Source organism: Candidatus Hydrogenedentota bacterium (assembly GCA_012523015.1).
In the GTDB taxonomy this organism is placed as follows: domain Bacteria; phylum Hydrogenedentota; class Hydrogenedentia; order Hydrogenedentales; family CAITNO01; genus JAAYBJ01.
The window spans coordinates 1-10828 of record JAAYJI010000250.1; the positions used below are offsets into that span (position 1 = coordinate 1).

The 10828-nt window shown below is 49.4% G+C and carries 11 protein-coding genes; 6 read left to right on the plus strand and 5 right to left on the minus strand.

The genetic code is table 11. The features are described from left to right. Positions 1-50 precede the first annotated feature (50 nt). On the plus strand, positions 51-752 hold the full coding sequence (locus GX117_10925; protein ID NLO33848.1) for a hypothetical protein: 702 nt from the start codon (positions 51-53) through the stop codon (positions 750-752). 94 nt (positions 753-846) lie between these two features. After that, complete coding sequence (locus tag GX117_10930) at positions 847-1212, plus strand: peptide chain release factor-like protein (GenBank protein ID NLO33849.1); 366 nt, start codon at positions 847-849, stop codon at positions 1210-1212. On the opposite strand, the gene GX117_10935 is transcribed toward GX117_10930, so the two are convergent. The 4 genes from GX117_10935 to GX117_10950 form a co-directional block, all read right to left on the minus strand. After that, a complete protein-coding gene (locus GX117_10935; protein ID NLO33850.1) occupies positions 1204-1791 on the minus strand; it encodes a hypothetical protein in 588 nt (195 codons plus the stop codon). The two genes, GX117_10930 and GX117_10935, sit on opposite strands and share 9 nt — an antisense overlap. Positions 1792-1920: 129 nt before the next feature. After that, positions 1921-3621, minus strand: coding sequence for a hypothetical protein (locus GX117_10940; GenBank protein NLO33851.1), 1701 nt, complete (start codon positions 3619-3621; stop codon positions 1921-1923). Beyond that, positions 3618-4379 (minus strand): ABC transporter ATP-binding protein, encoded by a 762-nt coding sequence (locus GX117_10945; GenBank protein NLO33852.1) that lies wholly within the window; start codon positions 4377-4379, stop codon positions 3618-3620. The genes GX117_10940 and GX117_10945 overlap by 4 nt, the downstream gene beginning before the upstream one ends. Positions 4380-4384: 5 nt before the next feature. Next, on the minus strand, positions 4385-5371 hold the full coding sequence (locus GX117_10950) for a hypothetical protein (GenBank protein ID NLO33853.1): 987 nt from the start codon (positions 5369-5371) through the stop codon (positions 4385-4387). Positions 5372-5531: 160 nt separating this feature from the next. Here GX117_10950 and GX117_10955 point away from each other — a divergent pair, with 160 nt between their 5' ends. From GX117_10955 to GX117_10965, 3 genes are all read left to right on the plus strand, one after another. Next, on the plus strand, positions 5532-6191 hold the full coding sequence (locus tag GX117_10955) for an SIS domain-containing protein (GenBank protein ID NLO33854.1): 660 nt from the start codon (positions 5532-5534) through the stop codon (positions 6189-6191). 83 nt (positions 6192-6274) lie between these two features. Next, on the plus strand, positions 6275-7537 hold the full coding sequence (locus GX117_10960) for a hypothetical protein (GenBank protein NLO33855.1): 1263 nt from the start codon (positions 6275-6277) through the stop codon (positions 7535-7537). Positions 7538-7788: 251 nt separating this feature from the next. Then, complete coding sequence (locus GX117_10965; GenBank protein NLO33856.1) at positions 7789-8769, plus strand: zinc-binding alcohol dehydrogenase family protein; 981 nt, start codon at positions 7789-7791, stop codon at positions 8767-8769. Between the two features lie 24 nt (positions 8770-8793). On the opposite strand, the gene nhaC is transcribed toward GX117_10965, so the two are convergent. Continuing rightward, complete coding sequence (gene nhaC, locus GX117_10970) at positions 8794-10266, minus strand: Na+/H+ antiporter NhaC (protein ID NLO33857.1); 1473 nt, start codon at positions 10264-10266, stop codon at positions 8794-8796. Between the two features lie 210 nt (positions 10267-10476). Between nhaC and GX117_10975 the strand changes: the two genes are divergently transcribed. Further along, positions 10477-10828: alpha/beta hydrolase (locus GX117_10975; protein NLO33858.1), on the plus strand; the 352-nt coding region annotated here is incomplete at its 3' end.

Sequence of the window (10828 nt, forward strand, 5' to 3'; positions counted from 1 at the left end):
CCTTATAATATAACAATGTTGCAACGATAGACCAAATGACTGAGTAAGCAATGACCATACAAATTATTAAATCTTTTCATATTGAAGCGGCATACAAAGCCTATGAGGCCGATGGCAGCTACCGTTTCAAAGGAAATAGTTATCGTATTGATCTGGTGGCGGAAGGGGAGATTGACCCCTCCAATGGCTGGGTCGTGGATTATGCGGAACTGAAGCAATACTTTGAGCCCATACGGAGCGCATTGGATCATTGCTGTTTATCGGATATTCCGGGGCTGGAAGAAGATTGTTCTGTCGAATCTTTAGAGGCATGGATCCACGAAAACCTGCAGTCCCCCCGGCCTCGTTGGTTTCGTGAAGTCCGAGTTTTTCCGCCGGAACCGTCTGCCTTTTATGTAGAAAAAATACCCGAAGAGGCGCTGTCCCGACTGCCCGAACGATACCGATTCCGTTTTGCCGCAGCGCAATCGTTGCCCCATCTGCCTGAAGACCATCCTTGTCGTGTGGTACACGGGCACAGCTACACCGTTGAATTTGCATGCAGCGATACAACAGGCATCGAAGCGGCGGCACACGCCCTATTTCATGAACTCCATGACCGGTATTTGAATGAGGTCGAAGACTTGGAACAGTCTACGGCGGAACGGGTCGTCTTATGGATTTGGCGCTTTCTTAAAGAGGGGCACCTTCATCCGATCGTTGTCGGTGTGCAAGAAACACCGAACAATCGATGTTATTATTATGGCCCTTGAATAGGAGGGTCTCCCTTACGCGGGGGAACCTTCGTGTGAAGGGGCTGTTCATCGTGGAGAAACTGTGTTAAATTTTGGCGTTACGGAAGAGAAAATGCGCAGTTTGTTGCAGCGCATGGCAGCCTGCGGTTTGCGGGAAGAGGACTTGACAGAGCGCTTTGTCAGCAGTTCGGGTCCCGGTGGTCAAAAAACGAATCGGACCGCCACCTGCGTGTATCTCCTCCATGTCCCCAGTGGCTCTTCCGTCAAGATGCAAAAGGCACGTTCCCAAGCGTTAAACCGTTTTTATGCACGGCGAAGACTTTGTGAGCTTATGGAGGGAGATGCGTTGGGGGAAGGGAGCGCAGCGGCTCAAAAGGCTGCGAAGATACGCAAACAAAGGAAGCGTCGTCATCGGCGATCCACAAGCCGGCAACCAAAGGACTGTGAAGACGATGGGATTTCCAACAACTCAGCGTAAGGTTGACGTACGCAGCTCTTTGGGGAGATGGGACCAATCATTGAGGCATAAGATTGCCATATCGCCATCACCTTGAATAAGAACTTGGGTAATCCCGCAGTTGCACATATCCATTTTGACCCAACTATCGGGCTTCGCGTTTAAGATGAGCGTAACAAAATAACGGATCAGATTGCCGTGACAGACGATGAGATCGTGGCGGTCGGTTCGTTTCGCGACTTTGAAGTATTTTCTATAGGCCACTTCAGCGCGTTGTTTGTCTTGCGCCACTTGGACAGGCGTATAGTTGGGCATTTCCAACTTGAGTTTGGGGGTCATGGTGGGGATGCATTCCCACAGCAAATCGGTTTGTTGGATGGAGATGCCGGGCAGTTGCCGGGCGATAATACGGGCAGTTTCTTCCGCCCGATTCAAAGAACTGCTGTGGATGGAAGAAATATTTTTGCTTGCCAGCATCTGTGCCGTTAACTCTGCTTGTTTGATGCCAAGGGAGGTAAGGCTGCCGCCAAGTTCGGAACCGCTCGGATTCTTTAGATCATGCTGACCGTGTCTGACAAGGTAGATAACTCTGACCGCCATTAAAATGACTCTCCTCATCCTATTTAGTGTTTTGGTTGTGTCCAATGGTGAAGGGAGCAACATCCTGTTATGGTCTCCCGTCCCCGGATACCTTGCAAATTAATTATAACACGGGTTGCGGCCAATGCGTTAATCCAATTCGCCCAATAAAATGTCTGCTACACGGCCTTCTTGCGCCGTAAGCATGTCGCCCGTATAGTGCAGCCCTTTCCGATAGATGAATAGAGTGATGAACGTTAATAGGACCGCCGGTATAAGGACTGCCCAATCGCCGGGAAGATGTTCCATGAATATTGCGGGTTTGCTTCTATATATAAATAAACAGGAAAATGCAGGAAGTACCAAGATCAGGGAGAGGATCATGGAGAGAAAGCCATTCGAGATACGATAGATCCGATCGGTTGGGCTTCGCAGGGCGTCGCGATGGAGGCGATGGGGAAATTTGATGGAGAGCACATTGCCCACAGCGCTGAATAGGAGAAATAATTGAAGCGCTAAGATCAGAGAGAGGAAGGCGCCGACGACGGAAACTTCAATGAGCAGAAGGCTTACGGCAAAGAAGAAAAGAAAAAGTCCCAGTACAATGGGAGCGACTGCGATATTTTTAGCGAGCAGATATTTATAGCGGGCTGTGGGTAATAGCTGTAAGATTCGAAAGGAATTGTTGTCGATGCCAAAGAGATTGAACATGAAAAAAGAAAAATTGATGAAGGGCCATAGAAGGCAGGCTGTAGGTATCCAGTTCCGGCCGGAAAGCTGAGAGTCAGGCGCGCTGTTGTGTTGCATAAACAAAACAAATAAACCAAAACAAATGGGCATAATAAGTAACATCCGTACATGAGGATGCCGGCTGAAGGAGACATAAAAACTGCACACCAAGCTTGAGGTGTCTTCGGATAGGAAGGGCAAGCGTTTCGCGGTGACAGGCACGTCTTTTTTGGTCTGGCTTTTTAGCGGAGAATTAGGTTTCGAGGAGGAGGCGCCCATGTAATGGCGCAACGTACTGACGAATCCTATATATAAGCCGACTAAGGTAATGATCCACATGCCCCCTAAGGTGAGGGCGAAGATCAAAAAGGAAGACTCGAGACAGACAGACCATAAACCATAGGCGGGCCATAGGAGGGGGAAGACTTTGTTCGTAATGTCCAAGTGATTATTTAACAGTGTTAAAAGGTTTCCCGACGTTTTTTCGGCAGCCTGCCTCACAGTCAATCGTAAAACGAGGGCGGGCATTTGTGCAATAAAAATAAAGCTGATGGGCACTAGCATGAAAACAATGCGCCGCCATTTGGGATTCTCCATAAGCATAGCGAGTTTTCCGCGCAGATAATAAGACCATGCGCCGAGCATCATAAAAAAAGATAGGAACAAAATAATGCCGGCGGGAAAAATACCCGCGCCCATGGCGGGATACAATCCACAGAAGAGCGCTGCTAAAGGCAGCATGGAAAAGAGAAATAAAGGGCCGAGCAAGGAGGCGAGATAATTGATGAGATACACAGAGGATAAAGACACGGGAAGGAACAACATCTTTTTGAAATCAATGACGTCATTCCTCTGCAGTTCGAGCAATAAGCCCCAGCAAAAAAAGAAGCAATAGAGCAGGATAGAGCCGTCTAAAAGCAGGAGTACGGAGTCATACGAATCTTCTTTAGTGCTGAGCCGTGCCAAGTAGAAAAGCAGGAAACTTATGCCGATTGAGATTAAGGCGCCGACGGTAAAAAGGGCAAGGACCACGGCTAATCCTGAGGTGGAGCTTTTCCCGAAGCTACGGCGGAACATGGTCCATTTGAGTCTAAAGATGGCTCGGATTTGAGGCGACATCAATGGGAGGCTCCCAGCCAGGAAAGCTGTGTGTTTTCCTGTTGACCATGAGCGACGAGCTTTAAGAAGGCTTCATCAAGACGGCTCCCTTGGGCGAGTGTTTCCAAAGAACCTTGAAATATCAATTGCCCTTCGTGGATGACATAGACATGGGAGCAAAGCCTTTCCACAATTTCAAGGATATGGGAGGTCAAAAAGATGGTAGCGCCTCGGGCGCGGGCTTGTTCTAAGACGGCCCGTAACGTGCGCGAAGCGATGGCATCCACGCCTTCGAAAGGCTCGTCTAAGAAGAGTATTTCCGGATCATGGATGAGTGCGGCGCATAAGGCCAACTTCTTTTTCATGCCTGTGGAAAATTCCAATATGAGCGTTTTTGATGCGTCGGCAAGGCCCAGCGCATCCAGTAATTCATGGCTTCGATCGAGCGCCACGTCCTTGGGCAATCCATACATGCGCCCGATAAAGACGAGGTATTCCGGGGCAGTCAGATTTTCAAAGAGACATTGATCTTCGGGAACGACGCCGATGCGTTTTTTAATGGCCAGGGTGTCATGCTTCAGGTTGTTGCCCAGTATCCGCGCGTAACCGGATGAGGGAGCCAGCACGCCCGTCAGCATCTTGATGGTAGTAGATTTTCCTGCGCCGTTGGGTCCCAAGAAACCGCAAAAGGTGCCCCGCTCAATACGAAGGTTTAAACGATTGACGACAGGCTGCCCATTATATATTTTGGTTAACCCATGACTTTCTATGCTGTAATCCATGGCTGTTATTGTTTCACTTTCAGGAGGAGTTCTTGAACAAGGGCATTGTTCGGCAACAGTTTATCGGCTTCGAGCAGACAACGCTGCGCTTCTGTTTTGTTGTCGCCCCGTATGTGGGCGCGGGCTTCATATAAAAGGGTATTATACTGTTCCATCTTATTTGGGGCATGTTTCCCGGCGGCGTGCCATGCGGACGCGGCCTTCGTCCAATCGGGAAGGGATTCGAAATCTTCAGCCAAGAAGAAATTGAGCGCATAGTCCCTTAAGATTTGGTAGTCATGGGGCGCCAGTGCAACGCTTCGCGCTGAAAGGTTCATGGCCTTTTCAAAAACCTCAGCACGTGACATACCCGTCAGCGCCATGACCTGCCTGTAATTCGTCAGATATATTTGGATGATATTGAATAAAAAAGTGGGATTATCGGGTTCTAAAGCGAGGGCCTTATCCATATGGCTGAGGCCGCTTTCATAGGCGCCTTGATGCAGGTCATACATGCCTAAATTGTTGTGGGCACGGGCACAGTTTTCATCGGCCCGAAGGGCTTTTTGCCAGTGGCTAACTGCCTTGGACACCTGAGAGGCAATATCAAATAAAAATTCGCCGTAGAAATTATGCAGTACGGCGCTGTCTCCGTATAGGGAGAGTCCAAGCTGATAGGCGTCATCAACCACTGCAAGTAAGGCTTTTGCTTCTTCCCTTCGTTTTGAAGCATCCTCATCCTTGCCGGCTGCGTTGAGATCGCGTGCCTCTTCCTTTAATAGTTCCGCTTTTAAGACGTTGATTTTGTCGAAGGCGCGAATCTTCCGCTCTGCGGTTTCTTGGTCAGTCAGCGATTCCTGCAGTATTTCAAAAGGCGTTTTCTGCTCTTCTTGGACTTGTACATCGCTTGTTTCCGTGGCAAGTACAGGCAGGCAGAGAAGGATAAAAGAAAAGTATGTCAAAGCGGAGCCGCGAAAGCTAAAAAGGCACTGTATTAAAAAGATATTTTTCATAGTAGATGTATCATATCAAATATGTTACCATGAACAGATTAATTGTTCTGTTAATTTGTTTGTATCGCTGTAAAATAGATCTTTGTAAAATTCAAAAAATATCTGTGGATATGATGCTCATGGGCGATTGATTGCGCTATGAGTTGAAAGGATGTATGACGTGATTAGTTGGAACGAAAAAGAACAACCACTCGTGACTGCCATGTTGGATCGCCGCCCCGATTTAGCCTGTTGTGAAGAGGCGCTCTTTGCGGCACACCGTGCGTTATCGATCTGTTTCGATGGGCCGAACCGTTTTTTTACCTGTGGAAATGGCGGATCCCATGCGGACGCGCAGCATATCGTCGGGGAGCTGTGCAAAAGTTTTGAACGGCGCAGAACGCTGGATCCCGCTTTCCAAGAAAAGCTGAGCGGTCTTCCCTATGGTGACGATTTAAGCCAGCATTTGGAAACAGGGCTGCCCGCCATTACCTTGGGTTTGAATGGTCCGTTGAAAACAGCCATTGAAAACGACTGTATTTTTCCGAATATTGCTTTCGCACAAGAGTTAAACGCCCTGATGAGTCCCGGTGATTTGCTGTTGGCGATTAGCACCTCAGGCAATGCTGCCAATTGTCTGATGGCCATGTCAGTTGCCAAAGCGCACGGCGGCAAGGTAATCACGCTGACAGGACCGGGAGGCGGGCGCATGGCGGAAGTTGCCGATATTGCCATTAAAGCACCGGGCGATTCGACGAAGGTGATCCAAGAAGCCCATGTCGTTCTCTGGCACACCCTCTGCTTGTTAATTGAAGCTCGGTACTTTCCGGAAATGCGTTAAGTGACCGAGGAATTTTGAATATGTGAGTATTGCCCTGCTTCTTTGATGAGAGCGGGCATAGTCATAAAAGAGGAGAATCTGAAATGAGACAAGTTGTTTTCGTGCTGCTGTTGAGTATGAGCGCCATACTGGCTTTCCAGGTATCCGCACAAGCTGAATGGTATAAGGGCGCGATTCATGTGCATTCGTTGCGCAGTGACGGCGACGGCGCGCCTGAAGTGCCTGTGGCGTGGTACAAGGATCATGGTTGGAATTTTGTCTGTGTTACCGAACACAATCAAAAACAAGACGACGAACGCTTCCGTCCCATCACGCCGGAAAAACAACCTGCGCCTGCTCAGGTAAAGATTCTTCGTGATCAATTTGGCGATGATTGGGTAGAGACCAAAGTTGAAAACGGACAAGAAATGCTCCGATTAAAAACCTATGATGAAATGAAAGCCCATTTCGAAGAAGAGGGGGAATTCCTTCTCATCCATGGAGAAGAAATTACTTCTTTAGGGAAAGGGCCCCATGTGTGCGCACTCAACATTGTGGATGTCATCCCTGCCGATCGGGATAAGGATGCGGTCACGTTGGCGCGTATGTATCATAATGCTGTGACCGAACAGTGCGCTGCTAAAAATCAACCTATGATCGCTGTGTTGAACCACCCCAATTTCGCGGAATCGGTAACCATTGAAGAAATATTGGAGCTGAAAGAATATCGCCTCTTTGAAGTCTTTAACGGTCATCCCGGTGTCAATAATTGGGGACACGTTGAAAACGGCTATCCGAGTACCGACCGTATTTGGGACGTGGTACTTTCTTTTCGGCTAATGGAGGATAAAACCAATGTCCTCTACGGTCTGGCAAGCGATGATACCCACAATTACATTAATTGGGGTACAGGCAATGCGAATCCGGGCAGGGGATGGCTTATGGTTGATGCGGACTCGCTGCAAGCCGATGCTTTGTTGGAAGCAATAGAAGCGGGCAAGTGTTATCCTAGTACGGGCATTGTGTTGGATGCCATTGAAAGCAGCGATACGGGCTTGTCTTTTTCGATCCAAGCGGAAAGCGGTGTGAAATATACGACCCGTTTTATCGGGAGTCGTAAAGGATTTTCGACAAAAACAACGCCGTACCTCGATAAAAAGGGCAAAACACCGTCCCGTGCTTCTCTGGTCTATGATGATAGCATCGGCGTTGTATTGGCCGAAACGACCGATTTGAATCCAAGTTACCGTTTTGAAGGGGATGAACTTTATGTGCGTGCCGCCATTGTCTCCGATAAGTTACATCCCAACGCCTTTGCAAAAGGCGATTATGAGATGGCATGGGTACAGCCCGTTGTGGCACCCTAAAGGCTGGTTGATATCGCTAAGGGCTGGTCGGTGCGGTTGTCCCTTTTGAATAAAAAGGATGTTTTGTTTCTTTGCTATACCGTGAATACGCCGCCGGAGTTTACAGGCAGGCGGCGTATATCACGAAATGAATAGAGGCAGCTGAGAACGAGAAATGAAGCATTAAAAATTCGATTATCCTTTGAACATTACGAAAACGAGAAGGAAATAATTTTTCTCCGACACTCCCCTATGAAGGCAAGGAGGTAATTATGCGTGCATGGCGTTTTCATAAGACAGGTGATATAAAAAATCTTGTTTTAGAAGAGGCGGCATTACCGGAGCCGAAAGAGGATGAGGTGATTCTGGGGCTGAAGTGTATTGCGCTCAACCCGGCTGATCGCTATCTTATCCAAGGGCAATATCCGCGTGCGGGAACGCCGCCCTTTATTCCGGGCCGTGACGGTGCCGGTGTCGTATTAAAAGGGTCTGCAAAAGGCCGATTTCAGCAGGGTGATAACGTATGTATTTTGGGAGGACTTACCGGTGTATCTACGCCGGGTACGCTGGCGGAGAAGTGCGTCGTTCCCGAAAAATGGCTCGCGCCCATACCCGAAGGTTGGAGCTTTGAGCAGGCGGCTGCGGCGCCGCTCGTTCATTTAACGGCTTGGCGCGCCTTGAAAGTCTGCGGCAACTTGAAGGCCGACGAAACGGTCGTTATAACCGGCGCTTCCGGCGGCGTAGGGACGGCAGCTCTGTTCCTCGCGAAAGCCGCGGGCGCCACGGTGATCGCCTTATCGCGCGACAAACAAAAGTGGAAGACTTTGGAGGCTTTAGGGGCAGATCACATTGTGGATAGTAACGTGCCGGCTTTGGATCGGGAGATTCGTGAGAAAGCCGGAGGCGCGCCCGTATCGTTGATTTTAGATACACTGGGCGGTATGTTTACGGAAAAGTGTCTGCGAACGGTCGCCGCCCACGGGCGGATCATTGTGGTGGGCTTACTGGCCGACTTAAAGACGGAACTTACCTTGGGCTTGCTCATCCACAAAAATGTCACCATTCAAGGGATGAGCGTGAGCGCTTTCAGTGCGGAAGAGGCGCAACAGGCCTGGGAAAACGTTTTGGCGTGCTACGAAAATAGCAGCAAGCGTCCATTAATCAGTCACATCTTTCAGTTTGACGAAGTGCAGGAAGCCTTCCAGCATCTAAAAGAAGGTCCCTTGGGAAAAGTGGGGATCCGCGTCCCCTAGTATCGGCATCAGACGAAAATCGAATCAAGCCTCATCCGTTGTGGCTGCGTGGGGCGTGATCCCTTCTTTTATCCCTATATGAAGAACTGCCATGATGATGGCAATGAAGGGGGAGAAAAGATTGAAGAAACAAAAAGGAAGATAGCTGAGCGTCGACACGCCCAACACGCTGGCGGCAAAGGCGCCGCAGGTATTCCAAGGCACCAAAACGGAGGTCAGTGTTCCGCCGTCTTCCAAGGCGCGGGATAGGTTCCGGGCATCCAATCGGTACGTATCGTAGTCGAGACGGTACATTCTGCCCGTGAGTACAATGGCAAGGTATTGTTCCGCCAAAAATATATTTACGAGCAGGGTGGTGCCTATGGTGGCGGTAATGAGACTGGCCGCGCCGCGCACCTTAAACAAAATAGCGGCAGATATACGCTGCATGAATCCCGTCGCTTCCATGGCGCCGCCAAAAAACATGGCGGACAGAATGAGGGATATGGTGTCGTACATGCGGGCGAGGCCTCCTTGCGTCAAGAGCAAATCCAAGGACTCATAACCGCTGTCCATAGTGAAGCCGTGGTAGGCGGTCATGACTAAAAACATGTATCGTTCTGCCCAGGTCATTACAATGCCTTCAGCATCTATGAAGCAGCCAGATTGAAAGACAAGGGCAGCGAAGCCTCCCAATAAGGCGCCCACCGTCAGAGCAGGTAAGGCAGAGATACCCAATGCCGCCAAAATGATGACTGACAAAGGAATCAAGAGCAAGACCCAATGTACGTAAAAGGTCGATTCGATGGCGGTGAGAATGGTCTGTATGGAATCGGTGTTGAAGGTTGCCGGTTTATAGAAAAGACTGATCACGGTGAAGACCAAAAGGGCAAGGGTATAACTGGGGATGGTGGTGTACATCATGTGCCGAATATGCGTAAAGAGGGGCGTCCCCGCAATACCTGAGGCCAAGTTGGTGGTGTCTGACAGGGGCGACATCTTATCGCCAAAATAAGCGCCGGAAACGATGGCGCCCGCTACCAGCGGATCAGGAAAGCCCAGGGCCTTGCCGATACCAAGGAGTGCAATGCCGACGGTGCCCATGGTAGACCAACTGCTGCCCACGGAAAGGGACACGATAGAACAAACCAGACAAACTACAGGTAAAAAAATTACGGGCGTCAGGATTTTTATGCCAAAATAGATCATGGTCGGTACAATGCCGCCTAGAATCCACAAGCCGATGAGACAACCCACGATCAATAAAATGAGCATGGCTTCCATGGCAAGGACAATGGATTGAATGGCCCGCTTTTCAACTTCACGGTAGCGCAATCCCAGAAAGAAATATCCGAGCGCCGTCACCACAAGACCGCATAACAGGAGGGCAATTTGATTGGGGCCGGAACTGGCGTCATCGCCAAAAGAATAAACATTGAATATAATCAATGCGATGAGCAGCGCACAGGGGAATATAGAGAGCCCCAAGGAGGGTTGGAGAAGTCGTTTTGATCTCATGGGCAATCCTTTACTTCCTGTGCTCCGATGTTGCGGGCAGCCACCATCTGCGAAGATAGAGGATGCTGCCCAAACAGTACTATAGCGAAAAAGATCGGTCTGGAGAAATGTCATGCGAAGGCTTCACCGATTGGCCGCTTGTTTCGCTTGTCCTAAAATCGATATGGTATGGTTCCTATGACACCAACACAACTCCAATGGAAGTATTTTATGTGGTTATTTTTATGTATTGCGCTCCTATGGGCGGGAGGATTGCTTCTGCTCCTCTATTCTTTCCAAGAGAAATTTATTTTCCCCGCTGCAAAGCGTATTGATCGTACGCCTGCAACAGCCCCTTTCCAGTGGGAATATGAAGACGTCTTCTTAAAGGTTGAGGACGGGCAAAGTCATGCTTGGTTCATTCCCTTGGAAGGCGCGTCGAAAGTCGTGCTTTTCAGCCATGGCAATGCCGGCAACATGGCGGGACGCTTGGAATCCATCCAATTGTTGCGTTCCATGGGGTTTTCTGTCTTTGCCTACGATTATGGCGGCTATGGGCGCAGTACGGGCAGCCCGTCTGAAA

Coding starts and splice junctions, on each gene's coding strand:
- nhaC (NLO33857.1), bottom strand. CDS start 10,266: ATGAGATCAAAACGACTTCTCCAACCCTCCTTGGGGCTCTCTATATTC.
- GX117_10965 (NLO33856.1), top strand. CDS start 7,789: ATGCGTGCATGGCGTTTTCATAAGACAGGTGATATAAAAAATCTTGTT.
- GX117_10960 (NLO33855.1), top strand. CDS start 6,275: ATGAGACAAGTTGTTTTCGTGCTGCTGTTGAGTATGAGCGCCATACTG.
- GX117_10930 (NLO33849.1), top strand. CDS start 847: ATGCGCAGTTTGTTGCAGCGCATGGCAGCCTGCGGTTTGCGGGAAGAG.
- GX117_10945 (NLO33852.1), bottom strand. CDS start 4,379: ATGGATTACAGCATAGAAAGTCATGGGTTAACCAAAATATATAATGGG.
- GX117_10950 (NLO33853.1), bottom strand. CDS start 5,371: ATGAAAAATATCTTTTTAATACAGTGCCTTTTTAGCTTTCGCGGCTCC.
- GX117_10925 (NLO33848.1), top strand. CDS start 51: ATGACCATACAAATTATTAAATCTTTTCATATTGAAGCGGCATACAAA.
- GX117_10935 (NLO33850.1), bottom strand. CDS start 1,791: ATGGCGGTCAGAGTTATCTACCTTGTCAGACACGGTCAGCATGATCTA.